Annotated in this window: 26 protein-coding genes and 4 tRNA genes; 18 read left to right on the forward strand and 12 right to left on the reverse strand. The window is 65.4% G+C overall.

The annotated features are described in order from the left end of the window. Positions 1-4: 4 nt before the first annotated feature. The 5 genes from AC6CIE_RS01075 (at position 5) to AC6CIE_RS01095 (ending at position 4,436) form a co-directional block, all read left to right on the forward strand. Positions 5-649 carry a DNA-3-methyladenine glycosylase family protein gene (locus AC6CIE_RS01075; protein WP_175124237.1) on the forward strand — a complete coding sequence of 215 codons (645 nt, stop codon included), beginning with the start codon at positions 5-7 and terminating at the stop codon, positions 647-649. A gap of 36 nt (positions 650-685) precedes the next feature. Then, on the forward strand, positions 686-1,651 hold the full coding sequence (locus AC6CIE_RS01080; RefSeq protein WP_175124236.1) for an acetyl-CoA carboxylase carboxyltransferase subunit alpha: 966 nt from the start codon (positions 686-688) through the stop codon (positions 1,649-1,651). Positions 1,652-1,808: 157 nt separating this feature from the next. Continuing rightward, positions 1,809-2,786, forward strand: coding sequence for a tRNA lysidine(34) synthetase TilS (gene tilS / locus AC6CIE_RS01085; protein ID WP_498091540.1), 978 nt, complete (start codon positions 1,809-1,811; stop codon positions 2,784-2,786). Positions 2,787-2,988: 202 nt separating this feature from the next. Next, positions 2,989-4,254: an aspartate kinase gene (locus tag AC6CIE_RS01090; protein ID WP_175124234.1), complete on the forward strand. Its 1,266-nt coding sequence runs from the start codon at positions 2,989-2,991 to the stop codon at positions 4,252-4,254. An 89-nt stretch (positions 4,255-4,343) separates the two neighbouring features. Further along, a tRNA-Ser gene (locus AC6CIE_RS01095) sits at positions 4,344-4,436 on the forward strand. 159 nt (positions 4,437-4,595) lie between these two features. Here AC6CIE_RS01095 and mnmH read toward each other — a convergent pair. Then, a complete protein-coding gene (mnmH, locus tag AC6CIE_RS01100) occupies positions 4,596-5,642 on the reverse strand; it encodes a tRNA 2-selenouridine(34) synthase MnmH (RefSeq protein WP_175138600.1) in 1,047 nt (348 codons plus the stop codon). A 545-nt stretch (positions 5,643-6,187) separates the two neighbouring features. Between mnmH and AC6CIE_RS01105 the strand changes: the two genes are divergently transcribed. Then, positions 6,188-6,703, forward strand: coding sequence for a DUF2199 domain-containing protein (locus AC6CIE_RS01105; protein ID WP_175138599.1), 516 nt, complete (start codon positions 6,188-6,190; stop codon positions 6,701-6,703). Between the two features lie 73 nt (positions 6,704-6,776). Here the strand turns inward: AC6CIE_RS01105 and acpA are convergent, their stop codons facing one another. Beyond that, positions 6,777-8,516, reverse strand: a complete 1,740-nt coding sequence (acpA, locus tag AC6CIE_RS01110) for an acid phosphatase (protein ID WP_498090825.1) — start codon at positions 8,514-8,516, stop codon at positions 6,777-6,779. 217 nt (positions 8,517-8,733) lie between these two features. Here acpA and AC6CIE_RS01115 point away from each other — a divergent pair. Both AC6CIE_RS01115 and AC6CIE_RS01120 read left to right on the forward strand, forming a co-directional pair. Further along, positions 8,734-8,810: transfer RNA gene (locus AC6CIE_RS01115), tRNA-Arg, on the forward strand. Positions 8,811-8,971: 161 nt separating this feature from the next. Next, positions 8,972-9,048: transfer RNA gene (locus AC6CIE_RS01120), tRNA-Arg, on the forward strand. 240 nt (positions 9,049-9,288) lie between these two features. Here AC6CIE_RS01120 and AC6CIE_RS01125 read toward each other — a convergent pair. Next, complete coding sequence (locus AC6CIE_RS01125; protein WP_175124230.1) at positions 9,289-9,510, reverse strand: DUF3079 domain-containing protein; 222 nt, start codon at positions 9,508-9,510, stop codon at positions 9,289-9,291. 166 nt (positions 9,511-9,676) lie between these two features. Between AC6CIE_RS01125 and AC6CIE_RS01130 the strand changes: the two genes are divergently transcribed. Then, positions 9,677-9,753: transfer RNA gene (locus AC6CIE_RS01130), tRNA-Arg, on the forward strand. A 143-nt stretch (positions 9,754-9,896) separates the two neighbouring features. Here AC6CIE_RS01130 and AC6CIE_RS01135 read toward each other — a convergent pair. Continuing rightward, a complete protein-coding gene (locus AC6CIE_RS01135; RefSeq protein WP_175138597.1) occupies positions 9,897-10,493 on the reverse strand; it encodes a short chain dehydrogenase in 597 nt (198 codons plus the stop codon). A gap of 128 nt (positions 10,494-10,621) precedes the next feature. On the opposite strand from AC6CIE_RS01135, the gene AC6CIE_RS01140 reads away from it, so the two are divergent. Further along, a complete protein-coding gene (locus tag AC6CIE_RS01140; protein WP_218344564.1) occupies positions 10,622-11,506 on the forward strand; it encodes a LysR family transcriptional regulator in 885 nt (294 codons plus the stop codon). A 35-nt stretch (positions 11,507-11,541) separates the two neighbouring features. Here AC6CIE_RS01140 and AC6CIE_RS01145 read toward each other — a convergent pair whose 3' ends face one another. The 3 genes from AC6CIE_RS01145 to AC6CIE_RS01155 form a co-directional block, all read right to left on the reverse strand. Continuing rightward, positions 11,542-11,790, reverse strand: coding sequence for a hypothetical protein (locus AC6CIE_RS01145; RefSeq protein WP_175124227.1), 249 nt, complete (start codon positions 11,788-11,790; stop codon positions 11,542-11,544). A 96-nt stretch (positions 11,791-11,886) separates the two neighbouring features. Next, positions 11,887-12,489 carry a helix-turn-helix domain-containing protein gene (locus AC6CIE_RS01150; protein ID WP_498090827.1) on the reverse strand — a complete coding sequence of 201 codons (603 nt, stop codon included), beginning with the start codon at positions 12,487-12,489 and terminating at the stop codon, positions 11,887-11,889. Between the two features lie 98 nt (positions 12,490-12,587). Beyond that, the gene (locus AC6CIE_RS01155) at positions 12,588-13,376 is read right to left on the reverse strand and encodes an SIR2 family NAD-dependent protein deacylase (RefSeq protein WP_498090829.1); all 789 of its coding nucleotides are present in this window, start codon (positions 13,374-13,376) and stop codon (positions 12,588-12,590) included. 167 nt (positions 13,377-13,543) lie between these two features. Here AC6CIE_RS01155 and AC6CIE_RS01160 point away from each other — a divergent pair, with 167 nt between their 5' ends. Together AC6CIE_RS01160 and AC6CIE_RS01165 are read left to right on the forward strand one after the other, a co-directional pair. Continuing rightward, positions 13,544-14,158, forward strand: coding sequence for a cysteine dioxygenase family protein (locus AC6CIE_RS01160; protein WP_498090831.1), 615 nt, complete (start codon positions 13,544-13,546; stop codon positions 14,156-14,158). Between the two features lie 81 nt (positions 14,159-14,239). After that, entirely contained in the window at positions 14,240-15,004 is a 765-nt protein-coding gene (locus AC6CIE_RS01165) for an IclR family transcriptional regulator (RefSeq protein ID WP_175186442.1), read from the forward strand. Here AC6CIE_RS01165 and AC6CIE_RS01170 read toward each other — a convergent pair. Both AC6CIE_RS01170 and AC6CIE_RS01175 read right to left on the reverse strand, forming a co-directional pair. Next, a complete protein-coding gene (locus AC6CIE_RS01170) occupies positions 14,913-16,562 on the reverse strand; it encodes an FAD/NAD(P)-binding protein (protein WP_498090833.1) in 1,650 nt (549 codons plus the stop codon). The genes AC6CIE_RS01165 and AC6CIE_RS01170 overlap by 92 nt on opposite strands. Continuing rightward, the gene (locus AC6CIE_RS01175; RefSeq protein ID WP_175138592.1) at positions 16,559-17,527 is read right to left on the reverse strand and encodes a Bug family tripartite tricarboxylate transporter substrate binding protein; all 969 of its coding nucleotides are present in this window, start codon (positions 17,525-17,527) and stop codon (positions 16,559-16,561) included. The genes AC6CIE_RS01170 and AC6CIE_RS01175 overlap by 4 nt, the downstream gene beginning before the upstream one ends. A 312-nt stretch (positions 17,528-17,839) precedes the next feature. On the opposite strand from AC6CIE_RS01175, the gene AC6CIE_RS01180 reads away from it, so the two are divergent. From AC6CIE_RS01180 to AC6CIE_RS01200, 5 genes are read left to right on the forward strand one after another with little or no spacing between them, the layout of a single operon-like run. Beyond that, on the forward strand, positions 17,840-19,009 hold the full coding sequence (locus tag AC6CIE_RS01180; protein WP_498090835.1) for a CaiB/BaiF CoA transferase family protein: 1,170 nt from the start codon (positions 17,840-17,842) through the stop codon (positions 19,007-19,009). After that, on the forward strand, positions 19,006-19,725 hold the full coding sequence (locus AC6CIE_RS01185) for an enoyl-CoA hydratase/isomerase family protein (RefSeq protein WP_498090836.1): 720 nt from the start codon (positions 19,006-19,008) through the stop codon (positions 19,723-19,725). The genes AC6CIE_RS01180 and AC6CIE_RS01185 overlap by 4 nt, the downstream gene beginning before the upstream one ends. A gap of 28 nt (positions 19,726-19,753) precedes the next feature. Beyond that, positions 19,754-20,587 carry a CoA transferase subunit A gene (locus AC6CIE_RS01190; RefSeq protein ID WP_175124218.1) on the forward strand — a complete coding sequence of 278 codons (834 nt, stop codon included), beginning with the start codon at positions 19,754-19,756 and terminating at the stop codon, positions 20,585-20,587. Then, a complete protein-coding gene (locus AC6CIE_RS01195) occupies positions 20,580-21,314 on the forward strand; it encodes a CoA-transferase subunit beta (RefSeq protein WP_175138589.1) in 735 nt (244 codons plus the stop codon). Before AC6CIE_RS01190 ends, AC6CIE_RS01195 begins: the two co-directional genes overlap by 8 nt. 41 nt (positions 21,315-21,355) lie before the next feature. After that, a complete protein-coding gene (locus tag AC6CIE_RS01200; protein WP_498090838.1) occupies positions 21,356-22,861 on the forward strand; it encodes a class I adenylate-forming enzyme family protein in 1,506 nt (501 codons plus the stop codon). A gap of 53 nt (positions 22,862-22,914) precedes the next feature. Here AC6CIE_RS01200 and AC6CIE_RS01205 read toward each other — a convergent pair whose 3' ends face one another. Further along, positions 22,915-23,898 (reverse strand): tripartite tricarboxylate transporter substrate binding protein, encoded by a 984-nt coding sequence (locus tag AC6CIE_RS01205; protein WP_498090840.1) that lies wholly within the window; start codon positions 23,896-23,898, stop codon positions 22,915-22,917. A 68-nt stretch (positions 23,899-23,966) separates the two neighbouring features. Beyond that, on the reverse strand, positions 23,967-24,836 hold the full coding sequence (locus AC6CIE_RS01210) for a fumarylacetoacetate hydrolase family protein (protein ID WP_239215734.1): 870 nt from the start codon (positions 24,834-24,836) through the stop codon (positions 23,967-23,969). A 196-nt stretch (positions 24,837-25,032) separates the two neighbouring features. Between AC6CIE_RS01210 and AC6CIE_RS01215 the strand changes: the two genes are divergently transcribed. Beyond that, positions 25,033-25,701, forward strand: a complete 669-nt coding sequence (locus AC6CIE_RS01215; protein ID WP_286939896.1) for a FadR/GntR family transcriptional regulator — start codon at positions 25,033-25,035, stop codon at positions 25,699-25,701. A gap of 11 nt (positions 25,702-25,712) precedes the next feature. On the opposite strand, the gene AC6CIE_RS01220 is transcribed toward AC6CIE_RS01215, so the two are convergent. Beyond that, complete coding sequence (locus AC6CIE_RS01220; RefSeq protein WP_175186434.1) at positions 25,713-26,600, reverse strand: LysR family transcriptional regulator; 888 nt, start codon at positions 26,598-26,600, stop codon at positions 25,713-25,715. Between the last annotated feature and the right edge of the window lie 54 nt (positions 26,601-26,654).

Genomic DNA, 26,654 nt, shown 5'->3' on the forward strand with positions numbered 1-26,654 from the left:
GGACATGTCCACCGCAGATCTCGAGATTCCCAAGCCTGAATACTGGGAGGCCGCCGTGGCGCACCTGATGCGCCGCGACCGCATTCTGAAAAAGATCATCCCCCAGCACCCGGAGGTCTGGCTGACCTCGCGCGGCACGCCGTTCATCACGCTGGCGCGGGCGATCATCGGGCAACAGATTTCCCCGAAGGCGGCCGATGCCGTCTGGACCAAGTTCATCGACGCCGTGGGCAAACGCCCCACGCCCGTCGCCGTGCTGCGCGTTGGCCTGGACGGCCTGCGCAAGGCCGGACTGTCGCAACGCAAGGCCGAATATGTGCTCGACCTGGCCGTGCATTTCGGCGAGCGCCGGGTCCATCCCGAGAAATGGGCGGCCATGGACGACGAGGCCGTCATTTCGGAACTGGTCGCCATCCGCGGCATCGGACGCTGGACGGCGGAGATGTTTTTGATTTTCAATCTACAGCGGCCTGATGTCCTGCCGCTGGATGATCCCGGGTTGCTCAAGGCAATCTCGCTACACTATTTCAGCGGCGAGCCTGTCTCTCGCTTCGAGGCTCGCGAAGTCTCGTTGGCGTGGCAGCCCTGGCGTACCGTGGCGACCTGGTATCTGTGGCGCAGTCTGGAACCGACGCCGGTCCAATACTGACGCAAACCAGGCAGCCCATCTACGGAACCACACTACATGCGCAATACATTTCTGGAATTTGAACAGCCGCTCGCCGAGCTTGAGAACAAGATCGAGCAGCTGCGCTATGTGCAGGCCGATTCGGCGGTAGACATTTCCGATGAAATCGGACGTCTGCAGCAGAAGAGCCAGACGCTCGCCAAGGAGATCTACGCCAAGCTCACGCCCTGGCAAACAGCGCTTGTTGCGCGTCACCCCCAGCGTCCCTACACGCTGGACTACGTGCGCGAAATGTTCACCGACTTCCATGAACTGCACGGCGACCGCATGTACGCCGACGACCAGTCCATCGTGGGCGGCCTGGCGCGCTTCAACGGCACGCCGTGCATGGTCATCGGCCACCAGAAGGGCCGCGACACCAAGGAGCGCGCTGCGCGCAACTTCGGCATGCCGCGCCCCGAGGGCTATCGCAAGGCCCTGCGCCTGATGCGCCTGGCCGAAAAATTCGGCATTCCCGTCTTCACCTTCGTGGACACCCCGGGCGCCTATCCCGGCATCGGCGCCGAAGAGCGCGGCCAGTCCGAAGCCATTGGCCACAATCTTTACGCCATGGCCGAACTGAAAGTCCCGTTGATCTGCACGATCATCGGCGAAGGCGGTTCGGGCGGCGCGCTGGCCATTGCCGTCGGCAACGCCGTGCTGATGCTGCAATACGCCACCTACGCCGTGATTTCGCCGGAAGGCTGCGCCTCGATCCTCTGGCGCAGCGCCGACAAGGCCCCCGAGGCCGCCGACGCGCTGGCCATCATCGCGCCCCGCCTCAAGGATCTGGGTCTGGTGGACCGCGTGGTCAACGAACCCGTCGGCGGCGCTCATCGCGACCCCCGCGTCATGGCCCGCCTGCTGCGCCGCGCGCTCGGCGACGCCCTGCGCCAGCTGCAGGGCCTGACCCCCGAACAGCTCGTCGAGCAGCGTCTCCAGCGCGTGCGCTCGTACGGCGCCTTCCAGGAAGTGCGCGCGTAAAGCGGGCAGGGCGCCGGCCCTTCAGCCGGCGCCGCGGCCCCCGCGCCCTTGCACGCTCATGACTGACGTCCCGCCGCCCGGCAGCCATCCCCGGGCCGACGCGGGCGCCATTCCCTCCCTGCCCATCTCCACCGCGCTTGCCGCGGCGCTGCGCCAGATGCTCCAGGCACTGCCCGAGCGTCCGCGCCGCATTGCCGTGGCGTTCAGCGGCGGCGCGGACTCGGCCATGCTGGCCGTACATGCGGCCGCCGTGGCGCCGCTGCTGGGCATCGAGGTGATGCTTTTCCATGTGCACCACGGTTTGCAGGCGCAGGCCGACGAGTGGGCGCAACACGGCCAGACCCTGGCCGCAATACTGTCGGTTCCGCTTATCGAGGCGCGCGTGCAGGTCGAGCCGGCCAGTGGCAAAGGAATCGAAGCCGCCGCGCGCGATGCGCGGTATGCCGCGCTCGCCAGGTTGGCGCAGGAGCACGGCGTCCACCACATCCTGCTCGCCCACCATCGCAACGATCAGGCGGAAACCGTGTTGCTGCGCCTGCTGCGCGGGACCGGGTTGTCGGGCATGGCGGCCATGGCGCCGGTGACGCAGCGCGATGGCGTGTCGTACGTGCGCCCGTGGCTTGAGCAGGATCGCAGCGCAATTCTTCAGGCGGCAGATGACGTAGAGGCAGCCATCGGCTGGCGCGCCGTGCAGGACCCAACCAATGCCGATCCGCGCTACACCCGTGCCGCGCTGCGTGAATTGCTGGCGCCCGTGCTGGATGCACGCTGGCCCGGCTGGCGCGGCATCGTCGCGCGCCATGCGCGGCACATGGCAGAGGCGGCAGAGATTCTGGACGAAGTCGCCCGTGAAGATTTCGCACGGCTGGATCCCGGTGCCGATGACGCCAGTTTTTCGTTGCAGGCGTGGCGCGGACTATCGCCCGCCCGTCAGTCGCAGGTGTTGCGGTATTGGCTGGAGCGAAATGGGGCGCGGATGCCCACCGACGCGCGCATGGCGGACCTGCTGAGGCAGTTGCGTGGCCTGCACAGCCTGGGCCATGACCGGCAATTGCGAGTGGAGCAGGCGGGCCACGTGATTCGATGTCACCGCGGCCGCGTGTGGGTGGAGCGCCGGGACCGGGCCGGTTCGTAAGCCGGATCGGACGCCGGATCGGCCGCAGGTTTGCGGCAGGAGGTCAGCTACTCCGATTTGGGGCGGTATCGACAAGCCCGACACCGTATTCACCCCGAAAATGGACATAAATCTGCGCAAACTGCGCAAATTTTTACCGTCGCGCTAGAATATATGGTTTTGCCCGTCAACACTTGCGGCGGGTGTCCAGCCAGAGTACGAGATGTCCCTGATCGTTCACAAATATGGCGGTACTTCGATGGGCTCGGTCGAGCGCATCAGAAACGTGGCGCGTCGCGTCGCAAAGTGGCACGCCGCCGGCCACCAGGTTGTTGTTGTTCCGTCCGCCATGGCGGGCGAGACGAATCGTCTGCTGGGCTTGGCGCGCGAGCTCTCGCCCCAGCCCGACGGCCGCGAACTCGACATGATCGCCGCCACCGGCGAGCAAGCCAGCAGCGGCCTTCTGGCCATTGCCTTGCAGGCCGAAGGCGTGTCCGCTCGCAGTTATGCCGGTTGGCAAGTGCCCGTGCGCACCGATTCGTCGTTCACCAAAGCCCGCATCACGTCCATCGACGACGCCCGCGTGCGCGCTGATCTGGACGCCGGCCGCGTGGTCATCGTGACGGGCTTCCAGGGCATCGACCCTGACGGCCACATCACCACGCTGGGCCGCGGCGGCTCCGACACCTCGGCTGTAGCCGTGGCGGCCGCCATCAAGGCCGACGAATGCCTCATCTACACCGACGTGGACGGCGTCTACACGACCGATCCGCGCGTCGTGCCCGAAGCGCGCCGCATGTCCGTCGTTTCCTTCGAGGAAATGCTGGAAATGGCCTCGCTGGGCTCCAAGGTCCTGCAGATCCGCTCGGTCGAATTCGCCGGCAAATATCGTGTTCCGGTCCGGGTCCTGTCCTCGCTGACCGACCCCCTTATCCCGCTCGACGAAGAAATGGTCTCGGGCACGCTGATTACTTTTGAGGAAGACGAAAAAATGGAAGCCGCCGTTGTCTCCGGCATCGCCTTCAGCCGCGACGAAGCCAAAATCACCCTGCTGGGCGTTCCCGACAAACCCGGCATCGCATTCTCCATCCTGGGTCCCGTCGCCGCCGCCAATATCGACGTCGACATGATCGTGCAGAACCAGTCCGTGGCCGGTACGACCGACTTCTCGTTCACCGTGAACCGCAACGAATTCACGCGCGCCGTTGACCTGCTCAAGCGCGAAGTCATCCCCGCCGTCGGTGCCCGTGAACTGTCCACCGACGAAAAGGTCGCCAAGGTCTCCATCGTCGGCATCGGCATGCGCTCGCACGTGGGCGTCGCCAGCCTGATGTTCCAGACGCTCTCGCAAGAGGGCATCAACATCCAGATGATCAGCACCAGCGAAATCAAGACCTCCGTCATCATCGACGACAAGTACATGGAACTGGGCGTGCGCGCACTGCACAAGGCCTTCGGTCTGGACCAGGCGCCGGCCACCAAGGTCTGATGAATCAGGTCCGGCACGATTTTTTTGCATGAACGCCCCGATCGCGGGCAAGAGCCAAAAAAATCGTGCTAGAATCTCGTTCTCTTTTCGGAGACGTGCCCGAGAGGCTGAAGGGGCTCCCCTGCTAAGGGAGTATGTGGCTAAAAACTGCATCGTGGGTTCGAATCCCACCGTCTCCGCCAAAGACACTTGCACCAGTGAACCAAGGTTGCCTCAAGACCCGCATAGCTTATTGCTCTGCGGGTTTTTTGTTTTCTACGCGGTAATTGTGCGCGTTTGACCACGCGTAGCCGTAGTCCTGGTTGCAGTTGTAGTCCTAGTCTCGATACGGTTGCGGTGATCTACGTCTTTCTTCCGATCAACGCCCGTGCCTGTTCAACCACATCCGCGTCGTTCGGCCGGAAATCCACCTGCACTGCTTGCGCAAGGCGCACGAAGTGCGATTGCGAACTGCGCGCGTACGCCGGGTCGTAGTGCCTGTCGATCAGTTCGCGCGCCAGGTCCTCGCGGCGCCCTTCGTCCACCAGCGTTATCCAGCCCTTGATGGTTTCTCGGCTGTGCAGTCCCACCATGCGCTGCAACTGCGCTTTGAGCCAATCCGGCGTGTCGAACAGCCGCGCGTAGTCCTGCTGCAGGAAGCGCGTGCGGTCGTCGCGGCTGGCGCGGACTTCGACACAGTCACCCTGATGCATGGCCTGCAGCAAGGATGCGGGCAGTTCCACCGCGCCGATCTTGCGGCTTTCTGCTTCGACGAACACCGGTTGGCTGGCGTCAAGTTCGCGCAGCCTGACTGCGAGCAGCGTGTCGAAGCGCTTCTGCGTGGGCTGCTCCGCGCCGGGCAATGCACCCAGCAGCGAACCCCGATGGGAGGCAAGGTCTTCCAGGTCCAGCGTCTGCGCGCCTGCGTCGCGCAGCGCGTGCAGCAAGCGCGTCTTGCCGCTGCCGGTGGGGCCGGTCAGTACGACGAAGCGCAGCGGTTGTGGGAGCGTTTGCAGGCCGTCCAGGGTGGCGCGCCGGTAGGTCTTGTAGCCGCCGTCGAGTTGCCGGGCGCGCCAGCCGATCATGTTGAACATCAACGTCATCGAGCCCGACCGCTTGCCGCCTCGCCAGCAGTAGATCAGCGGACGCCAGCCTTGCGGGCGGTCGGCGAAGGTCGTCTCCAGATGGCGGGCGATGTTGCGAGCGACGATGGCTGCGCCCGCGCGGGATGCTTCGAAGGGAGATACCTGCTTGTACATCGTGCCGATCAGGGCGCGTTCTTCGTTGTCGAGCACTGGCGCGTTGCGGGCGCCCGGAATGTGATCGTCGGCGTATTCCAGCGGGGTGCGCACGTCGATGATTTCGTCGAAATCATGCAGTCTGTCCAGACTGACAAGCAGGTGTTTCACGCGGACCGCCCTCAGTAAGTCGATCTGCAATTCTCGCACGCTGCGCTGCGGTGTCGAGCTGGATCCTATTGAGGATGGATAGAATGGCAGCCCTCGCCAGGATGGGTGTCTGACACCCTCGGAGGGCGCAGTTTCATGCATGTAGTCCATCGATGCGGATGCCAGACACCGAAGCCCCACCTAATCGCGAAGCGTCATCACCCCAACGCAAGACACTGCGTAAGTCACCGCAGGCCGCCCGCGCGGCCGAACGGGGACGGGCAACGCAAGATGCTTCTGGCCCAAGAACCTCTGCGCAAAAACGCCAAGCACACAGACCGCCCCAGCGCCCGACAGGTTTCAAATGCTAGAGTCCGGTGCGGTGGTGTCCCGGGGTGCGCGGGGCGTCGATAAGCCCGAGGGAATCCGTAGGAGTCGCCGAAGGCGAGGACGAGGATGACGATGGGGCAGTCCGGAGCGAAGGCTCCGGACCGCAATCGTGGCCCCGCGCACCCCGGGACGCCACCGTGCCGGACGCCTCAAGAACCCACACCGAAAAAGTAGCAATGGACTTTTCCTTCAAGTGCACCGCCTGCGACGAGTTCCACCACGGCCTGCCGAGCTTCGGCGCCGATGCGCCCGCAACGTACTACGCCGTACCGCCCGAAGATCGCCCCCAGCGTTGCGATCTGGGCAGTGACGATTGCGTAATCGACGAGCAGCACTTCTATGTGCGCGGCTGCATCGAGCTGCCGATCGCGGGCCACCCAGAACCCTTCGTGTGGGGCGTGTGGGTCTCGCTCAGTCTGCAAAGCTATGAAACGTGGGTGCGGATGTCGGACGAGGCAAAGCGTTCGCACACGCCGCCGCTGTTCGGCTGGCTTACGACGCGGCTCGATCCGTATCCCGACACGATCGGACTGAAGACGCACGTGCATCTTCGGGACGACGGCATCCGGCCGTACATCGAACTGGAGCCGACGAGTCATCCGTTGGCGGTGGAGCAACGCGAGGGGATCACGACCGGCCGCGTTGCGGAGATCTATGCGCTGCTGGTGCACGGGCAGGCGGGCGCGGCGTAGAGAGGGCGATTCGCCCGACGGATCGCCGCCCGACGGATCGCCGCCCAACGAATCGCCGCCCCGCCAGCCCGCGTCAGGCGCCGAACGTCAGCGCATTCGTCAGATCGCCCATCGCCGCTTGTCCTCGCGCCGTCATGGCGTCATCGCGCGCTTTCAAACCATCGAGCATCGGCAGGTCGAAGAGCCGCGTGGCAAGACGCAGGATGGAGCCCGTGTCGTAGATCGTGTGGTCCACCGTGCCCTTCTTGGCAAAGGGTGACACGATCACCGCCGGGATACGCGTGCCCGGGCCCCAACGGTCGCCTTGCGGCGGCGCAACGTGATCCCACCAGCCGCCGTTCTCGTCCACCGTGATCACCACCACCATGTTCTCCCACTGCTTGCTCTTCCTCAGGCTGTCCACGATGTGCGCGATGTGGCGATCACCCGAGTCCACGTCCGCGTATCCCGCGTGCATGTTCAGGTTGCCCTGCGGCTTGTAGAAGGTCAGCGGCGGTAGCGTGCCCGCTTCGGCGTCGGCCAGGAATTTGTTGGTGGAATTGAGATCACCCAGGCCGCCGTCGCGGATGTGCACCGTGCGCGCCTCGGTGCCCGGCCCCGTGCTCTTGAAATAATTGAACGGCTGGTGATGCGCCTGGAAGTTCGGCGATGACGGAAAGCCCGTGCTGGCCGTTGAATCGACGGCGGCTTTCCAACCGCCTGCATACCAAGCCCAGTCCAGGCCCTTCGCACTCATCAGATCACCGATGTTGGCGTGCGTTTGCGGAACCATCGTTTGCGGGCTGGCCGGATCCGCCAGTGTCGGATCGGTGGCATCGCGGCTGAACGACGGCCAGTAGGGCGGGGCCATCGTATTGACGCCATAGCCGTCGGGCGTGAGTGCGCTGGCGCCGAACTGCGGGATGCCGGTCAGCGCGCTGGCGGGTGACGTGGCCTTGGGTTCCAGGCGCGGATCGGTGGGGTCCGCGCTTTGCAGTTGCGCGATCTGCGTCTTGGCGACCGACGTGGCGGCGTCGGGATAGAAAGGCGGACGCGCCGCGACCAGGTACTGATGGTTCAGGAACGAACCGCCAAAGGCGCCCTGGAAGAAGTTGTCGCACAGCACGAATTCCTGCGCCAGCTTCCACAGCCGCAGGTTGTACGCCGAATCGCTGTAGTGCCCCATGACGAGCGCGCCGGAATCAGCCCACGCGACGAACTTGTCGTTCTTGCCGCCGTTGATCTGCATCTGGTTCTGGTAGAACACGTGCCAGAGGTCGCGCGTCACCACCCCTTGCGGCAGCGGGTCGCCTTGCGGTCCCTGCAACGCGAAGGGCGCGTTGGGCAGGTTATTCATGTAGGCCGCGGCCTGATCCACCTGATAAGTAATGTGGTTGACCTGCTGCGACGTGGGCACCATGCCGTTCCAGACCGGCGGCAGCACGGGCAGCGGCGTGCCGTCGCGATCGAGCTGCGTGTAGTCGGCCGGCGTCAGCGCGGACAGCGGCTTTTCCACGCCGGGGAAGTTGGCGAACAGATTGTTGAAGCTGCGGTTCTCGGCAAAGATCACCACCAGCGTCTTGACGTTGTCGCGCAGCTGCGTGGTGAGGTCAGGAGCAGGGGCGGGTGTGGGTTCCGGCGCGGGCGCGGGGGCGGGGGCCGCAGGACTGTCATCGTCGTCGTCGTTGGAGCATCCGGACAGCGCGCTCATCGCGGCTGCGCTCGCGCCGAGTGCGGCAATGCCGGTCAGAAAGCCGCGGCGCGTGGCGCGCACCGGCGTCGTGCTGGGGGCGTCCTGGGAAGGTTCTCCAGTGCTTTTGTCTTTGTCGGACATGAAAGGTCTCTTGAGCTTGCGGATGACGTGGCGCACTGTCATTGCGTCACGAAGATCGCCGGATGACAGCCGGCATCGTTAACGGCCGCTAGGCTAAAGAGACAACGTTCTATCGATGTGACCATCCGCTGTCGGGAAGCTGTACGCAGCCATCCACGCGCCTTCCGACTTGCGCAACGCGTGAAACAACGCTATTATTCAAGGCTTGCTTTTTCAAGCGCCCGTAGCTCAGCTGGATAGAGTACCTGGCTACGAACCAGGGGGTCGTAGGTTCGAATCCTGCCGGGCGCGCCAAGTTCTTTTTTGGGTTGTTTGTGTTTTGCGCAGACCTGCCGGAAAGGGAATAAAAAGCAGGCGTAGTGAAGTACAAGTTGCCGCAAGAAGTTCTGCGATAAGTTTTACTGCACTACAAACATGGCACGATTATTCTGATATAATTTTGCCTCTTTGCCGGAGCGCCCGTAGCTCAGCTGGATAGAGTACCTGGCTACGAACCAGGGGGTCGTAGGTTCGAATCCTGCCGGGCGCGCCAAACTTCACGGTCTAAACACCGCGATGTAAAAGCGGCAAAGAAAATGAAAAGGCCTTTGATCTTGAATCGAAGGCCTTTTTGTTTTGTGCGTCAAATTGGTGAGGCGTACATCGGTGGGCGTACATCGGTGGGCATCAATAGGTGGGCATCAATAGGTGGGCATCAATAGGTGGGGCATCACACCGATGCGCATCAAATAACTGCGCATCCCATCGATACATCCAATACAGCCCCATCGCATCAATGCGCAGCCTCTTCCTTTTCTTTCGATTGCGGCTTGTCGTCCGCTTCATCGAAGCCCCAATCTCCGAATAGATACCAATCTTCGCCGAGCGATTCCGCCGGGTGCATGGTGCGGCCCGAGCCGTTGCCACAGGCCATGGAGTCGGTGGAGCAGTATCGGTCGCAACCCCAGCAGATGCGTTCGGGATGCTTGGGGTGCAGGGGAAATTTCTTGGCCATGCTGTCTGCCTGATGTGTTCTTGTTGAACTCAGCGTACTGCTGCCTGGCCGTGTGTTTCATTGACATCCCGCAAACGCCAGGGCGCTGTCTGTGCCAGTACGCCATTTAAACGGGGCCGATTTGCATGGCACGGTTCTTTCGTGTTATAAACACGCCTCTTTCGGGGCGCCCGTAGCTCAGCTGGATAGAGTACCTGGCTACGAACCAGGGGGTCGTAGGTTCGAATCCTGCCGGGCGCGCCAACTTATTCGAGGCCATGCTTCACGGCATGGTTTCAGCCAGAAAGACGCAGCAATGCGTACGCGAAAAGCGGCTTGATGAATTCATCAAGCCGCTTTTTTTTCGCCGCAGATTTTGCGCATCTTGGCAGCAGCGATACCCGGCATCACCACACGCGATATACCCGCCCCGTCTGCGCGCCTTCGACGCTGCGGCTGTAGGCCAGCGCGACACGGCTGGCCGGCGCGGCTTCGAAACCCTGGAAGTACGGACCATAGTTGTCCAGCGATTCTTCCAAGACCGTGGGGCTGACGGCGTTGATGCGGACGCCTTGCAGTTCTACCGCTGCACCACGCACGAAACCGTCGATGGCGCTGTTCACGGCGGCGGCATTGGCGCCAAAGCGGATGGGTTCATCGCTCAGGATGCCGCTGGTCAGCGTGATCGAGCCGCCCGCGTTGACGTAGTGCTGGCCGATCAGCGCCAAGTCGACCTGGCCCAGCAGCTTGTCATGCAGGCCGATCTTGAACTGATCCGCCGTCATCTCGGCAAGCGGCCCGAAATGCAGGCTGCCGGTAGCGGAAACGATCGCGTCTACCTTGCCCACGCGTTCAAACAGGTCGCGAATGCTGTCGCTGCGGGTCACGTCGACCTGATACTGGCCGCGGGTCTTGCCCACTGTGATGATGTCGTGCCGATGGCCCAGCTCGCGGGCGATCGCGCTTCCGAGGGTGCCGCTTGCGCCGATGAGGATGATCTTCATGAGGTTCTCCGGGAATGCCGATAAAGCGCGCCGGCAGGACGCCGACGCATGGACGCATTCTGCGCGCCGTATTCCGCCCGAAAAATCCTAGAATTGTTGGATCAGTCAACACTCGGAGTGTGTAATCCATGGATCGCCTGCTCAGCATGGAAGTCTTTGTGGCGGTGGTGGAACTGGGCAGCCTGTCTGCCGCGGCAGCGCAACTGGATATGTCGCCTGCGATGGCGGCCAAGCATGTCAAAGGCCTGGAAAACCGGCTGGGGCTGCGGCTGATGAACCGCACGACGCGGCGCCAGAGTCTGACCGAGGCGGGCCAGGCTTACTTCGCGCGCTGCAAGACAATCCTTGCCGACATCCGCGACGCAGAGCAGGGGGCCGAAGCGCTGCGCTCGGCGCCGCGCGGGCATCTGCGCATCACCTCGTCCGTATCGTTCGGGTCATTTGCGCTGGCGCCGGCCATCGCCGAATACCTGTCGATCTATCCGGACGTCAGCGTGGAGCTGTCGCTAAGCGACATGGTGGAGGACGTGGTCGCGTCGCGTTTCGATGTGGCGCTGCGCATCGGCGAGCCTGCGGATTCCGGCCTGGTGGCGCGCCGAATCGGCCTTTACCAGATGATCATCTGCGCGGCGCCCGCATATCTGGCGCGTTACGGCACCCCGGCCGTGCCGGGCGATCTGTCCCGGCATCAGTGCCTGGATTTCTCGCATTGGAGCCGGCGCACCGGCTGGCGGCTTGGCACGGACGAGGGCGGAGAAATGGGGTATCCGACGGGGCGGTTCGTGTCGAACAACGGGCAGGCGCTCCGGCAGGCCGCGCTGGCGGGCTTTGGCATCGTGCTGCAGCCGGAGCTGCTGCTGGCCGACGACGTGCGCGCCGGCCGCCTGGTGCCTATCCTGCAGCCTTACTGGCCGGTGGCCCGGCCCATCACGCTGCTGTATGCGAAGGACCGCCAGGCTCCGCCGAAACTCACGACATTCGTGGATTTTGTCGTGACGCGTTTCGGGCGGTAGTGGCGGGCTGTCGTGGAGAACGTTGGCAGCGGCCGTCAGGCGCGTCGTCGGTCCACTGCGGTCAGGGATGTGCCGCTCTTGAGAAGCTGGTAGGTCTGGCCGCCCAGCCACGCAACCTTTTCACCGGAACTGGTGCGGCAGACGCAGTGCGTCTTGGGATCGAAGCGTGGCGTGCCCAGCGCGGAATATGCGCCAGGATCGGAAACGAAGCGTTCAATGCGATACAACGTGCCATCCGGCGATGTGGCGAGCACGTCGGTCAATCGTCTTGCGGTGCCGAGCATATTCAATACCTCCATGCGCGGGCCGTCAGGTGTCGGCGCCAAAGTCGTTTGAACAATTCATGGCGCGGGCGCGGGGCAATGCCGTCGCGCGCTGCGCTAATGAAACTGTCCTCCTAACAATGAATCATCGAGTTGTTCCGGCGAAACGCCGAGGGCTTCGGACACGCGGTCAAGAATGACCTGCCTGGGCCGCGGGCGGGGCCGTTCCAAATCGATATAGATGGAGTGATCGACGCCAAGCCGGGCAGCCATGTCAGCAGTGCTGATGTTCAGGTGCTCGCGCCAGGCGCGGATCAGGCTCCAATCGTTGCCGGTTTTTAGATTGACTACAGCGGGCGGCAGGCGCGCTTGAGCCCCGGCAAATGTCTTGCGAGAGGCGCGCGGCGCGGTGGCCGGCTTTTCATCGCTCGGGGCGGAGACGTTGTGCCGCGACTCGCCTCGAGGTGTGGTGTGCGCGGTGACGGCGAGAAAGACGGCGCCGCCGTTCAACTGGCGGTATTCGTCGTTGCCCACCCAGCACAGCGTTTCGCCGTTATCGAGCTTGCATTCGCAATCCAGATGGGTATTGCTTGGCATGCCTTCAAGCAGGGCGATGGTTTCCGTGGTCGTGGCGTGACGCACCACACGGTGCAGCACACCGTCCGGCGAACGTACGAAGACGTCAGGAAGTCTCCAGGAAAACGGAATGATCATCTCCACAAGCGAAGCTCATTACACCACTGTATAGCGCGGTTGTAATGGTGAAAGTGAGGGTTTCCCCGCGAGTGTGGCGCAAGTGTCATAGACGTGTGATCCGGTTACGGCGGATCCTCACCAAACCTCGCTGCGGCAAGCACCTTGGGCATCATTTCGGCCGCGGCGCCGCGCAGGTTGTGGTGGGCCAGACCGTCCAGGGGCGTTGCGGCCGGGTTGACCTGTACGACCGTGGCGCCGCCTGCGATGGCCAGCTGAGGCAGTTCTGCGGCGGGGTACACGAGCGACGAGGTGCCGATGCTGAACAGCAGGTCGCACTGCTGCACGGCGACGGTAGCGTCGCGCCAGGCCTGCGCGGGCAGGCTTTCGCCGAACCAGACGACGCCCGGCCGCACCGGGGCGCCGCAAGCCGTGCAGGCAGGCGGCGGGATGCGGCGGCCGGCATCGGGTTCTTCCGGTGTTTCCGTGGCAAAGGACTGGGGGGCGCCGCAGCGCGAACAGCGCGGCGCATGCAGGCTGCCGTGCAAATGCGTGACATCGCGGCTACCCGCGCGCTCGTGCAGGTCGTCCACGTTCTGCGTGATGACGGTCAGTTGGGGGACATGGCGGGCGAGCGTCGCGATGGCATGGTGTGCGGCGTTGGGCGAAGCGCGCAAGACCTGCGCGCGCCGCCATTCGTACCAGCCCCAGACGATGTCGGGATGCGCGTGAAAAGCTTCGGGCGTGGCCAGCGCCTGTGCGTCAAAGCGCGACCAGAGCCCGGTCAAGGCATCGCGGAACGTGGCGATGCCGCTTTCCGCGGAGACCCCTGCGCCCGTGAAGACGACGACGCGGCGTGCGTCGCGCAGCGCCTGCGCCAGCGGGGGCGGAATATCGTGATGCGTGTTTTTCATTTCCAACCTTGCAGACAGTCCGATACGCTGCACGCGCCGCCACGGGGATGTCAAGCGTGGTTGCGCGATGTTCGGCCGAGCCGGAAGCGGCAGGCGCGTGCGTCGCCGTCCTGAATCGTGGATACTCTTTTTTCATTCTGGGATTTGATCCCGCCTGGAGACGTGCAATGCCTGAATCGACCACCGGCCTGGAACGGCTGCGCCGCTTTATCGCCACCGCGACGCGGCTGGCCACGCCGCAGGCGCTGGCGCAGAGCCCCGAACTTGAGGCAGCGTTCTCGGACCTGGTGAGCCACGACGATTGGCTGCCCGAAGCCTGTACCGCCCCGCACCCGCAGTTCTATCAGCAGTACCTGCTGCACTGCGATCCGCTGGAACGCTTCTCGCTGGTGAGCTTTGTCTGGGGGCCCGGCCAGTTGACGCCCGTGCACGATCACGAGGTCTGGGGCTATGTCGGCATGCTGCGCGGCTCGGAGATCAATCAGCGGTTCTCGCGGGACGTCGACGGGCGTTTGGCCATGGCGGGCGAGCCCACGACGCTGCGGCCCGGCGATGTGGAGCGCCTGTCGCCGGCCGAGGGCGACATCCACCGGGTGTCCAACGCGTATCCCGACCGCGTCTCCATCAGCGTGCATCTGTACGGCGGCAACATCGGCGCCGTGTCGCGCCACGTGTACGACCCGGTCACCGGCGTCGCCAAGCCGTTCGTCTCGGGCTATTCGTCGCCCACCCTGCCCAATTTGTGGGACCGCTCTGCCGCTGTCCGCGCCACGCTGGCCTAGCGCGGGCATTGCGGCAAATCCGCTGTTCCCGCGGCGTGTCTCGTGCTATGTTCCCGTCCTAAATATTAGGAAAAATAACGAATGGACAAGACGCTGCTTAAAGGGCTGATGGTGCTGGAAGCGGTGACCGATGTGGACAATCCGCCGCGCACCATCGATGCGCTGGCCGCGCGCGTGGGCCTGACCCGCAGCAATACGCATCGCACCCTGCAGACGCTGATTCACGCCGGCTACGTCATCAAGGACGACGACGGCGGCGGTTACCGCGGGGCCGTGCGCCTGTTTGAACTGGCGGCGAGGCAGTTGGCGCAACTGGACGTGCGCAAGCTGGCCGCGCCCTACATGCGCACGCTGGCGGACCAGACCGGCGAGACCGTGCACCTGTCGGTGCTGGACGGCTTTGACGTGGTGTACGTGGACAAGATCGACAGCCCGCAGCCCATTCGCGCGTACTCCATGGTGGGCGGCCGCGCGCCCGCCTACGCGGTGGCGACCGGCAAGGCGCTCCTGGCCTACCAGCCCGAAGGCTACGTCGAACGCTACGCGGAGCAGATGGTGCGGCACACGCCGTCCACCATCGTGTCCATGCCGCTCTTGAAAGACGAACTGCGCAAGATCGCGCGTGCCGGCTACGCGATCAATCGCGGTGAATGGCGTGAAGGGGTCGGCGGGCTGGCCGTGACCGTGTTCAACAGCCTGGACCAGCCCGTGGCCGCGGTCGGCATCTCCGGGCCGCTGGACCGTCTGAGCGCCGCTAGGATGAAGCAGCTTGCGCCGGATGTGGCGGCCTGTGCGCAGTCCATCTCTCAGGGGATGGGATATCGCCGGGGATTTCTGGATCAGTAGCGGGCGCGGCGCGCAGGGTGGCCGCGATCCGTTCGGCCTGATCGCGCGCCAGCCGGGCATTTACGTCCATGGACGTGGTCCAGAAGTACGTGCCGCCTGCCAGGCTGCCCAGCACCGAGACGCCCGCCACGATGTGGCCACCGGCGTTCTTCAGGCAGCCGGTGCCGTAGTCCAGCGCCAGGCCGCCATGCGGATCGGCCTGCGCGTGACCGTCGCGCAGCAACTGGGACACCAGCGGATCGGCCGTGCGCTGCGCGTCCACGGAAAAACTCGTCGCATTGATCAGATACTGGCTTGTGTGTTCGACGTGCTCACCTGCCGTGTGCAGCCGTGTGCGGAACAGGCCGGTGGCCGGATCGTGATCGCAGCCGGCAAAGCCGGCGGCAACGTGGAGCTGCTTGGCGCCGAGCAATGCCTGCAACTTCAAGGCGTTGCGCATCGGGAAGGTCGCGCGCCTAGCCATCCATAGCGAACGCCAAGTCGACTGGAAGCGGCGCCGTTCGGTGTCCGGCAGCAGATGCCAGATCCGGTCCACCGCCCCATTGGTGGCGGCGGCCACCGCCTGCCACGGACGCGGCGCCGTGGCCGACCGGCGGATTTCATCATCCAAGGCGGCACGCGCGTCGCCGTCGATGCCCAACACATCGTCGTCGTCCAGCGAGCCGTGCAACGCCATCACCTCGTCCCGCAGCGCCTGCCAGATGACGTCCAGCGTCAGCGCGCCGCCGTGCCGAGCCGCCAGTTGGAGCGCGCCGTCGGCGCTCAGCTGTTGCAGCGTGCCGGGCGCACGGTTGTGCGGACTGCGCACCGATGGCAGCCGCCCGTTGCGCGAGACGCACAGAATGGGCCCGCGGTGTCCGGCCTGCTGCAATGCAGCCACGGCGTCCACGGCGCTCAGGCTGGTGCCGACGACGCACACGGACGCATCGGGCGCGATTGCTTGCGCCAGCGCCGACACCGGATACGGGCTGTTGAAGTAGCCTGCCACGCCATCCAGCGCAGGAAACGCCTGCGAAGGCAGGTTGCCGTTGCACAGCACGACGTGGCGCGCCACGATCGGCGCACACTGAGCGGGCTGGACATGCACACGGCCATCAGGCTGCGGGACCACGCGGAGCACGCGGTCAGGCACATGCGCCAGCGTCACGCCCAGCGTTTCAGCAAGCTGGCGGCAGCGCTCGTAGACGGCGCGCATGTAGGCGCCGAACAGCGGACGCGGCAGGAAGTCGGCAGGGTCGATGGCCGTGACGCCGTAGCCGTGCAGCCAGTCCGCATCCTGTTCGCGCAGCCAGTCGACGAAGTCCAGCCGATGATCGGCGCGCGCGGACATGTTGCCTGCCGGAATGTTAAGCAGGTTGCTGCGCAAATCGTCCTGGTACGCACCGCCCGGACCGGGGTCGGCCTGCGGTTCGAAGAGATGGACCGTTGGCGGGCGCACGGCCGGCGCGGCTTGCAGCGCCACCAGGAACTGATACAGGAAGCTGACGCCAACCGAGCCGCCGCCGACGATGGCGAGGTCGGAGGTGGCCGGCTGGGCCAATGCGGTGGCGCGCGTCATTTCGCCGCCGACAGACGCACCACGTCGGCCCAGCGCGCGACTTCCTGCTTGAGCATCCGGCTGGTGTCGGCGGGCGAGGTGGCGATGGCGTCGGCACCCAGCTTCAGCGCGGCCTGCTGCACGGATTCCATCGCCGCGGCCTTCTGCATGCCGTCCGACAGCCTGTCCACGACCGCGGGCGGGGTGCCTGCCGGCGCGAGCAGGGCATACGTGGTGGCAACCGAATAATCCTTCACCCCCTGTTCCGCCAACGTCGGCAGGTCGGGCAACGCGGTGGCGCGCTTGGCCGTCGTGACGCCCAGCAGCCGGATCTTGCCGCTGGCGACCTGCGGCAGCAGCGCGGGCAGCGTTTCGATCACCATGTCGATCTGGCCGCCCAGAAGATCTGTAATGGCGGGACCGCTGCCGCGGTAAGGCACGTGCATGAGCCGCGTGCCGGTGACCGCCTGGAAGAGCTCGCCGGCCATGTGCTGCGAAGTGCCGGGTCCGGCTGACCCGAAGGTGATAGATCCGGGTTTGCTCTTGGCCAGCGCGATGAGTTCCTGCACGTTCTTGGCTGGAATCTTGCTGCTGTTCACGGCCACCGCCATCGGCATGCTGGTGGCCATGGACACGCCAACGAATGCCGTGCCGAAGTCGTAGCCCGGCTTGTCGGGCATGGCGGCGTGGATGGCATGGCTGCCGACTGCGCCCATCAGCAGGGTGTAGCCGTCGCCTGCGGACTTGGCGACAAATTCCGCGCCGATCTCGCCGCCCGCGCCGGCCTTGTTCTCGACGACCACGCTCTGTCCCAGGAAGTCTCCCAGATGCTGCGCATAGATGCGCGCGGCCGCATCGGTTGCGCCGCCCGGCGGAAACGGCACCACCATGCGGACGGGTTTGGTCGGCCAGTTGTCGGCCGATGCGGGGTTGGCCGACAGCGCCAGCACCGTGCTGGCCAGGGCAATACGCCACGACAGTCTCATGCAAGTCTCCTCGGTGGACGGGCCAGCATGCGACGGAGGCGGTTCGCGATTGCGGGGCGCCGGGGCCGCTGCAGTCCTCTTTTGTAAATCCTAAATATTAGGATTGACGTTTCAATAAATGGTTTACCTAGAATTCCACACGGTGCTATGCTGGTCAACAATTAACCGCGGCTCTTAGGGATTGCACTAGGATTCACCCGGACACCAGCGGCTTTCCCGGGGGGCGCGTCTGGATGATGCCATCGATGAAGGCCGCGTCTTATACTGTTTTCCGCATCCCAAATATTGAATTTTCATAACGAGAGGTCAGACATGACACCCAGTTCGGCGCTAGCCGGCATTACGGTGCTGGAGATTTGCAACGTCGCGGCGGGACCCTTTTGCGGCATGTTGTTGGCGGACATGGGCGCGGACGTGATCAAAGTGGAGAACCCGGAAGGCGGCGATACGCTGCGCAGCTGGCCGCCCATCTCGGACGGCTACAGCGAGAACTTCGCCTCGCTCAACCGCAACAAGCGGTCGGTGACGTTGAACCTGAAGGACCCCGGCGATCTGGCCTTGGCGCGCGAATTGGCGTTGCGCGCTGACGTCCTCATCGAAAACAACCGGCCGGGCGTGATGGAGCGGCTGGGCCTGGGCTACGTGCAACTGCGCGAGGCCAATCCCCGGCTGGTGTACTGCTCGATCTCGGCGTATGGCCAGTCTGGACCGCGTTCGCAGGAAGGCGGCTTTGACCTGACCATCCAGGCCATGAGCGGCATCATGAGCGTCACCGGCGAGCCCGGCGGCGAACCGGTCAAATGCGGCGTGCCGCTGGCTGACTTTTCCGCGGGACTGTACGGCGCGTTCGCCATCGCATCGGCGCTGCGCGCGGCGCAGGCCAGCGGGCAGGGCACGCACATCGACGTGCCGATGCTGGGCGCCACGCTGGGCATCGCCGCCTTGCAGACGTCCGAGTTCTTCGGCAGCGGCAAGGATCCGGTCAAGCTGGGGTCGGCCCATCCGCGCAATGCGCCGTATCAGGCGTTTCGCTGCAAGAACGGATACTTCGGCATGGCCGCGGGCAACCAGGCGTTGTGGAAGGCCGTGTGCGTGACGGTGGGACGTGAAGACCTGCTGGGCGATCCGCGCTTTACCGATACCAGCGCCCGCGCTCGCAATCAGACGGCGCTGCGCGACATCCTGGAAGCGATCTTCGCTGAGCACGAAGCACAGGACTGGCTGGCACGCTTTCGCGCGGCCGGCGTGCCGTGCGCGCCGATCAACACGTATTCGGAGGTGCTGGCCGATCCGCAGGTCGAGCACATGGGCTGGGTGCAGGCGCTGGAACTGCCGAATGGCGTGCAGACCCGCACGTTTGGCCTGCCGGTGCGGTTTGACGGCGAGACCACGGCGCTGCGCCGCCGGCCGCCCGCGCTGGGCGAGCACAACGACGAGGTGCTGGGACCGCTGCGCGTGTCTGCCAAGGGAGGCAAGCGATGAGCGTTCTGCGTATCGACCGGCAAGGGCCGCGCCACGTGCTGACGCTGGCGCGCCCCGAAAAGATGAATGCGCTGTCGGCCGACCTGGTTGAGGCGCTGATCGCCGCGCTGGACGAGGCCGAGGGCGCACGTGCCCAGGTCATCGTGCTGCAAGGCGAGGGCAAGAACTTCAGCGCCGGCTTTGACTTTGGCGATTGGCAGACGCAGAGCGAAGGCGATCTGCTGCTGCGCTTCGTGCGGATCGAGACGCTGCTGCAGCGGCTGGCGGCCTCGCCGTGCCTGACCGTGGCGCTGGCGCATGGGCGCAATTTCGGCGCGGGCGTGGATGTGTTTGGCGCCTGCAAGTGGCGCATCAGCGCGCCGGACGCGACGTTCCGCATGCCCGGGTTGAAGTTTGGCCTAGTGCTGGGCACGCGGCGTTTCGCGTCGCTGGTGGGCGCGGAGCGCGCGCGCACGATTCTTGAACAGGCCGCCACCTTCAACGCTGAAGACGGGGTGCGCGATGGCTTCGTCAGCCGATTGGCCACGCCGCAGGAATGGCCGCAGATCGGCGAGGCGGCGCTGGAAACGGCGAGCGCGCTGACCGACGCGAGCCGCACGCAGCTCTACGCGGCCCTGTCTCAGGAGACGCCGGACACGGATCTGGCGCGGCTGGTGCGTTCGGCCGCGGCGCCCGGCCTGAAGGACCGCGTGGCGGCGTATCTGCAGGCGCGCTAGGCGCGTCCCATCAAGCAGGAGGAAGACAATGGCTTCAGGATTCAACCAGAAGAACAAGCAGTGCAGCCTGCAGGAACTGGCGGCGCTGGTGCCCAACGGGGCGTCCATCGCGCTGGGCGGCAGCTTTCTGCACCGCGGACCGTTCGCCTTCGTGCGCGAACTGATCCGCCAGGAAAAGCGCGATCTTGAACTGATCAAGCAGTCGCCGGGCTATGACGTGGACATCCTGTGCCGCGCGGGCGTGCTGCGCCGCGTACGCGCGGGCATCGTCGCGATGGAAGGCAACTTCGGGCTGGCGCCGTGGTATCGGCGCGCCGTGGAGCGCCACGAGATCGAACTTGAGGAACACGCTTGCGCCAGCCTGACGGCCGGGCTGCGCGCGGCGGCCTTTGGCGTGCCGTTCCAGCCCTGCGGCGGTCTGCATGGCAGCGGCCTGCCGGAGCTGAACGGCTGGAAATGCCTGGATGATCCGTACGGCAGCGGCGAGAAGACCTGGGTGGTGCCGGCGATACGGCCGGACTTCGCCGTGATCCAGGCGTCCGAAGTGGATGCGCTGGGCAACGTGCGCGTGCAGGGCACGGCGCACTGGGACCGCATCATGTCGCGCGCCGCGGGCAGCGTGCTGGTCGTGGCCGAAAAGCAGGTGGACAGCGCCGTGTTCGAGGCGCAGCCCGAGTCCACGCTGGTGCCGTATTTCATGGTGCAAGCCTTCGCGGTCGTGCCGCAGGGCGCGTGGCCGGGTTCGTGCTGGCCCGATTACGCCATCGACTATCCGGCGGTGGAAACCTACATGGACAAGAACAGCGATCTGCGCGCGCATATGGCCGCGGCGCCCGAAGCGCGGGAGGGAAATCATGGCTGAGCAATGGTCGGGATTTTCGTACATCGTCACCAATCTGGCGCGATTCATCCGTCCTGACGAAATCACCTTCAGCGGCGTGAATTCCACCATGCCGATGCTGGCGTGCCTGCTGGCCAAGCGCGCGTACGACTGGGACTTCGTGTACATCAACGTGGCGGGCGGCGTGAACCCGCGGCCGTCGCACATTCCGTTGTCCAGTTCGGATCCGGTGCTGGCCGAGCACACCGCGTCGATCTTTTCCAACGAAGATTTCTACGACCTGTGCACGCGCGGCCGCATGGACCTGACCTTTCTGGGCGCCGCGCAGATCGACGGCGCGGGCTGCGCCAACAACTCGTGCATCGGCGACTGGCATGAACCCAAGGTTCGGCTGCCCGGCGGGGGCGGCGGGGCGGTGATGCTGCCCACGGCCAAGCGCGCCTGCACCTGGCGCACCGAGCATTCGCGCCGCACGTTCGTGCCCAAGCTGGACTTCATGACGTCGTGGGGCGGCTTTCATGGCGTGGTGACGCCGATTGCGGTGTTCATCAAGCGCGACGGCCGGCTGGCCCTGCAGTCGTGGCATCCGGAGTCCAGCATGTCTGAAGTACGCGAACGCACCGGCTTCGAGTTCGACGCCAGCGGCGCGGGCCCGACCGAACCGCCGACCGAGCAGGAAGCGCGCGCCTTGCGCGAGCTGGATGCCGATGGACAGTTCGAACGCGACGCCGCCGTCGCATTGCGCTGACAGCGCCACGCATCAACGAGCCCGGTACAGGGGGAGTAATCATGACGATTGCCGATGCCACGATCGTGGCGGCGTTTGCGCGCTTGTGGGACCAGCCGGAATGGGCAGCGCGCCCTGCGCTGGTGACCGCCGAGGAAACGGTCAGCTACGCGGACCTGCGCCGCCGCGTGGGACAGGCGGCGGGTGGCCTGCGGGCCGCCGGCGTCGCGCCGGGCGAATACGTCGGCGTGGCGATGGAGCGCGCGGTGGCGCAGGTGGTTTCCCTATTGGGCGTCATGGCGGCGGGCGCTTGTCCGTGTCCGCTCGAGCCGCGGCTGTCGGTCGAGGAAACCGCGCGGCGTGTGGCGGCGGTGGGCTTGACGTGGATGCTGGCGGACGCCGACAACGCCGCTACGGCCAGCGCCTGCGGCCTGCCGGAAGCGCGCGTGCTGGATGCCGCCAAGGTGGCGTCGAATGTGGCGTCGAATACCCCGGACTGGGCGGGCGCGGACATTGCGCCGCAGGCGCCGGGGCTGCTGCTCTTCACGTCGGGCAGCACGGGCAATCCGAAGGGTGTGCTGCTTTCCCATCAAGGCCTGGTCAACAACGCGCGCGGCGTGCTGGGGCACACGGGGCTGACGCCTTCGGATCGCCTGCTGCACGTCATGCCGCTGCATCACACCAACGCGCTGAACAATCAGATCTTCACCCCGCTGTTGGCAGGCGCCAGCGTGGCGCTGGCCGGCCGGTTCCGCGCGCAGGACATGCCCGGTCTGCTGGACGCTTTCAGGCCCACGATCATCACCGGCGTGCCGACGATGTATGCGCGCATGCTGGAACTGACGTTCGATCCGGACAGCCTCGCCGTGCTGCGTTTTGCGCGCTGCGGTTCGGCGCCCATCACCGAGGCCTTGCATCGGCGGATCGAAGCCTTTCTTGGGTGTCCGCTGGTTGTGTCGTACGGGCTGTCAGAGGCCACGTGCACATCCACAATGAATCCGCCGGACGCGCGGCGCGTGGGATCGGTCGGGACGGTGCTGCAAGGACAGGACGTAACCCTGCGCTTGCCCGATGGCAGCGTGGCGCCGGCCGGCGCGGAAGGGGAGATCTGCATCGCGGGCGACAGCCTGATGCTGGGCTATCTGGGCGTGGACAGCGCAGACGCGGGTGCACCCACGCTGCTGCGCACCGGCGACCTGGGACGCTTCGACGCGCAGGGCTACCTGACCATCACCGGCCGCATCAAGGACGTGATCATCCGGGGCGGCGAGAACATCTCGCCCGCGCTGATCGAAGGAGTGGTCACCGGAATGCCGGGCATCGCGGCCTGCTGCGTGGTGGGGGCGCCGGACGATGATCTGGGCGAGACGCCGGTGATCTTCGTGCAACGCAATGGCGAAACCGCGCCGGATGCGGCCGAGATACAGGCCGAGGTGCTGGCGCGGCTGGGCCGGATCTATGTGCCGCGCGACGTCTGCTGGATCGACCGGCTGCCCGAGAACGCGGTGGGCAAGGTGGACCGCAAGGCGCTGGCGCGCCAGGCGGCGACGCGGGAGACGGTGCAGTAAACGCGAAAGGGGGGCGCGATGCCCCCCTTGCGTGTGCATGGCTCAAGCGTCAGTCATTCGACCTTGCCGATCCGCTTGACGGCCACTTCCAACGAGGCCGAATCCTTTTTCCAGTAGTCGTCGAATGCCGGCGCGTCCAGGTACTGCATCGGGCTGCCGGTGCCCGCAATGCGCGCCTGCACGGCCGGGTCGGTCGCAATCTGCTTGACGGCCTGGCGCAGCTTGTCGATGACGGCGGGCGGGGTGCCGGCCAGCGCGAAGACGCCGGACCACTGCACGAAGCTGGCGTCGTAGCCCTTGGACGTCAGCGACGGCACGTCGGGCAGGCTGTCCAGCTTGCCGTCGCCCCAATGCGCCAGCGGCCGCACGCGTCCAGCCTGGATCAGCTGCATGACGCTGGACGGACCGGTTGCCAGCGCGTCGACCTGGCCGCCGACGAGCGCCTGCACCGCGGGACCTGCGCCCGTGAACGGCACGTGCATCATCTTGACGCCCGCGGCGTTCTGCAGCATTTCCATCGGCACGTGCATCGTGCCGTAGATGCCCGAACTGCCGTAGCTCAGCTTGCCGCCCTGTTTTTTCGCGGCGTCGATGAACTCGTCCAGCGTCTTGTATGGCGCATCCGCGCGCACGACCAGCACTGTCGGGTCGGCCGTGATGCGGGCGATCGGCACGAACTGGTCGAGCTGATAGGCCGGCTTGCGTTCCAGCAGGCGGTCTGCGGCGGGCAGGATGGAGATCGACGACAGGCTCAGCAACAGCGTGTAGCCGTCGGGCTTGGCGCGGCCCGCCTGGCCAATGCCGATGGCGCCGCCCGCGCCGCCCTTGTTTTCGATGACGATGGGCTGGCCCAGCTTGTCGCCCAGGGCCTGCGCCAGCGGCCGGGCGATGGTGTCCGCGACGCCGCCGGGCGGGAAGGGCACCACCATCGTGACGGGCCGCTCGGGATACCCGGCGGCCATCGCGGCCGTGGCCCCGAGGCATAGCAAGGCGGCCGCGGCCGCCCGTCTGGCTACATGCTTGCAGCGCAGGTTCATGTCTCACTCCTTAGGTTTTTTGCGGCGCGGCGCCGGTTTCTTGTGACCGGCGCTCGTTTACGCGGGCGTCAGACGAATCGGTTTTCGATGCGTCCAATGCCGTCGATTTCGATCCGGACGACGTCTCCGTGCTTGAGGAACTGCGGCGGGTTCAGACCCTGGCCCACGCCAGCGGGCGTGCCCGTGGCGATGACGTCGCCGGGGTACAGGGTGATGCCGCGCGAGCAGGTCTCGATCAGCGTGGGGATGTCGAAGATCAGGTCTTCCGTGTTGCCGTCCTGGCGCAGTTCGCCGTTGACCCAGCAGCGCACACGCGTCTGGCGGCCGTCCAGTTCGTCGGCGGTGACCAGCCACGGACCCATGGGGCAGAAGGTGTCGAACGACTTGCCCAGGTCCCACTGCTGGTGGCGCATCTGCACGTCGCGCGCGGTGACGTCATTGACGACGGTGTAGGCAATGACGTGGCTCATGGCTTCGGCGCGCGAAATGTTGCGGCCGCCTTTGCCGATGACGACGGCCAGTTCGGCCTCGTAGTCGATCTTGTCGGAAATGCCGGTGGGCAGCGTCACGTCTGACCAGGGGCCGACCACGGTCTGCGGCACCTTGGTGAAAACGATGGGCCAGGATTCCGGATTGGCGTCGTTGTCCTTGAACACGGAATCGCGCAGTTCCTTGGCATGCGCGTGGTAGTTGCGGCCGACGCAGAACAGGTTGCGCGGCTGCGCGGGCAGGGGCGCTTCGTGCTCGACCTGATCCCAGCGATAGGCCGGACCCGTTTGCGCGGGTAGGGCGCGGCCATCGGCCAGCCATTGCACCGCCGTCAGCGCGCCGGCTGCCGCAAGTTGCGGCGGGAAGTCCAGCGCGGTGACCGTGCCGCCATCGTCCGACACCACGCCCACGCGCCGCTCGCCATTGATTCGAAATACCGCGATTTTCATGCTTGCTCCTACGGCGGCCGGGGCCGCCCGTGATGACATACCAAAAGATACCAATTGGCCGATTCTCAGGCCCAATTGCTGGTGTTGGGCAGGATAAACCAAAATTGTTCCCAGGCGAATCGGGTAATTCGCGGACGAGAAAGAATTTATTGGTCTGTTTTGGTATCATTTGCGGCGTCATCATCCGGGGACATCCATGGACAAAGCCTCCGCCATGCGGGCGGTCATCATCGAAAACCTGCAGTCGGGCGAATGGGCGCCAGGCCACCGCCTGCCGACCGAACGCGCGTTGAGCGAGCAATTCGGCATCAGCCGGTCAACCGTGCGCCGAACGCTGACGCAATTGAAGGAAGAGGGCCTGATTTCGCAGCGCGTGGGCAGCGGCACCTACGCCAACCCGCCCTCGGCGCTGGCGCAGACCGAGGCGCTGCTGCGCGGCGAGGTGCTGTCCACCAGTCCGGCCGAACTGATGGCGGCGCGGCTGGTGCTGGAGCCGGCCATCGCGGCGCTGGTCGTGCAGCACGGCACGCCGGCGGATTTTGCCGCGATGCAGAACGCCTGTGATGAAGCGGAGACCGCAGCCAGCTTTGAACAATTCGAAGTCTGGGACGCGAAACTGCACGAACTGATGGCCACGGCCACGCACAACCTCTTCATCGAAAAGGTGTTTGCGCTGATGACCGCGGCGCGCTCGCAGGCGACGTGGGGCGCACTCAAGCGCAAAAGCCTGACGCCCGAGCGGCGCGCGGCGTATCAGGTCGAACATCGCGAGATCGTCGAGGCGCTGCACGACCGCGACGCGGACCGCGCCATGGCGGCCGTGCGGCGGCATCTGGTGCACGTCAGGGAGAATCTGCTGGGGTAAGGGGGCGGGGCCTAATTCACCCGCAAATGCCGTTGCAGCGTATCCAGGAACACCTTGGCCCGCGCCGGCGTCACGCGGTTGTCGGATAGGGCGTAGATGGTGGCCGGCGGCAGTTTCCAATCGGGCAGGATCTGTTCCAGCGCCAGTTCCCGCAGCGTTTGCGACAGCGCCTGATGGCTGGGCATCCAGGCGATCCCCAGCCCGGCGGTGGCCAGCTGCACGCCCAGCGCCGCACTGTTGGTGCCGATGTGGGTCGGTCCGCGAACATTCAGCAGGCTTTCGCCTTCCCCCAGCGTCCAGTCGGGCAGGCCGCCCGTGACGATGCGCTCGTGCAGGCCCAGGTCTTCCGGGCAGGTCGGGCGGCCGAAGCGGTCCAGATAGCTGCGGGCCGCCACGAGAATCCACTGTACCTGCGCCACGTGTTTCTGGATCAGCGCGGAATCCTCGAGCTCTCCCGTGCGCAGCATCAGGTCGAAGGGATGGCCGCTGCGGGCGGCGCCGGCCGAGCCTAGCTCCACCTCGAAGGAGATCTGCGGATAGGTTTCGCGCAGTTCCTTCAGCACCGCCGGCAGGATCATGGTCAGACCCGGCATCACCGACACGCGCAGGGTTCCGGCCAGATGGTTAAGGCCGGAATGGATGCTTTCGTGCGCGGACAGGGCGGCTTGGACATGCGTCGCGCATTGGTCGAAGTACTGCTGGCCGATCGCGGTCAGGCTGACGCTGCGGGTGGTGCGGTTCAGCAGCTTGTACCCCAGCGTCTGCTCCAACTGCGTCAGGCGCCGGGACAGCGTGGCCACGGGGAGGCCGAGTTCGGCGGCGGTGGCGGACAGCTTGCCGCGCTTGGCGACTTCCACGAAGTAATGGATGTCCTGCATCGAGATAACGTTTCTGTTCATGATGATTTCCGGGCGCGAGCCTTGATTGCCTGGGTATTTTCGGGGTGATCGCGC

It is taken from the genome of Achromobacter sp. GQ309 (assembly GCF_059759315.1).

Excerpts from the sequence above, each read along its gene's own strand:
- AC6CIE_RS01075 (WP_175124237.1), top strand. The coding sequence starts at position 5 with ATGTCCACCGCAGATCTCGAGATTCCCAAGCCTGAATACTGGGAGGCC.
- AC6CIE_RS01080 (WP_175124236.1), top strand. The coding sequence starts at position 686 with ATGCGCAATACATTTCTGGAATTTGAACAGCCGCTCGCCGAGCTTGAG.
- tilS (WP_498091540.1), top strand. The coding sequence starts at position 1,809 with ATGCTCCAGGCACTGCCCGAGCGTCCGCGCCGCATTGCCGTGGCGTTC.
- AC6CIE_RS01090 (WP_175124234.1), top strand. The coding sequence starts at position 2,989 with ATGTCCCTGATCGTTCACAAATATGGCGGTACTTCGATGGGCTCGGTC.
- AC6CIE_RS01105 (WP_175138599.1), top strand. The coding sequence starts at position 6,188 with ATGGACTTTTCCTTCAAGTGCACCGCCTGCGACGAGTTCCACCACGGC.
- acpA (WP_498090825.1), bottom strand. The coding sequence starts at position 8,516 with ATGTCCGACAAAGACAAAAGCACTGGAGAACCTTCCCAGGACGCCCCC.
- AC6CIE_RS01125 (WP_175124230.1), bottom strand. The coding sequence starts at position 9,510 with ATGGCCAAGAAATTTCCCCTGCACCCCAAGCATCCCGAACGCATCTGC.
- AC6CIE_RS01135 (WP_175138597.1), bottom strand. The coding sequence starts at position 10,493 with ATGAAGATCATCCTCATCGGCGCAAGCGGCACCCTCGGAAGCGCGATC.
- AC6CIE_RS01140 (WP_218344564.1), top strand. The coding sequence starts at position 10,622 with ATGGATCGCCTGCTCAGCATGGAAGTCTTTGTGGCGGTGGTGGAACTG.
- AC6CIE_RS01145 (WP_175124227.1), bottom strand. The coding sequence starts at position 11,790 with ATGCTCGGCACCGCAAGACGATTGACCGACGTGCTCGCCACATCGCCG.
- AC6CIE_RS01155 (WP_498090829.1), bottom strand. The coding sequence starts at position 13,376 with ATGAAAAACACGCATCACGATATTCCGCCCCCGCTGGCGCAGGCGCTG.
- AC6CIE_RS01160 (WP_498090831.1), top strand. The coding sequence starts at position 13,544 with ATGCCTGAATCGACCACCGGCCTGGAACGGCTGCGCCGCTTTATCGCC.
- AC6CIE_RS01165 (WP_175186442.1), top strand. The coding sequence starts at position 14,240 with ATGGACAAGACGCTGCTTAAAGGGCTGATGGTGCTGGAAGCGGTGACC.
- AC6CIE_RS01170 (WP_498090833.1), bottom strand. The coding sequence starts at position 16,562 with ATGACGCGCGCCACCGCATTGGCCCAGCCGGCCACCTCCGACCTCGCC.
- AC6CIE_RS01175 (WP_175138592.1), bottom strand. The coding sequence starts at position 17,527 with ATGAGACTGTCGTGGCGTATTGCCCTGGCCAGCACGGTGCTGGCGCTG.
- AC6CIE_RS01180 (WP_498090835.1), top strand. The coding sequence starts at position 17,840 with ATGACACCCAGTTCGGCGCTAGCCGGCATTACGGTGCTGGAGATTTGC.
- AC6CIE_RS01185 (WP_498090836.1), top strand. The coding sequence starts at position 19,006 with ATGAGCGTTCTGCGTATCGACCGGCAAGGGCCGCGCCACGTGCTGACG.
- AC6CIE_RS01190 (WP_175124218.1), top strand. The coding sequence starts at position 19,754 with ATGGCTTCAGGATTCAACCAGAAGAACAAGCAGTGCAGCCTGCAGGAA.
- AC6CIE_RS01195 (WP_175138589.1), top strand. The coding sequence starts at position 20,580 with ATGGCTGAGCAATGGTCGGGATTTTCGTACATCGTCACCAATCTGGCG.
- AC6CIE_RS01200 (WP_498090838.1), top strand. The coding sequence starts at position 21,356 with ATGACGATTGCCGATGCCACGATCGTGGCGGCGTTTGCGCGCTTGTGG.
- AC6CIE_RS01205 (WP_498090840.1), bottom strand. The coding sequence starts at position 23,898 with ATGAACCTGCGCTGCAAGCATGTAGCCAGACGGGCGGCCGCGGCCGCC.
- AC6CIE_RS01210 (WP_239215734.1), bottom strand. The coding sequence starts at position 24,836 with ATGAAAATCGCGGTATTTCGAATCAATGGCGAGCGGCGCGTGGGCGTG.
- AC6CIE_RS01215 (WP_286939896.1), top strand. The coding sequence starts at position 25,033 with ATGGACAAAGCCTCCGCCATGCGGGCGGTCATCATCGAAAACCTGCAG.
- AC6CIE_RS01220 (WP_175186434.1), bottom strand. The coding sequence starts at position 26,600 with ATGAACAGAAACGTTATCTCGATGCAGGACATCCATTACTTCGTGGAA.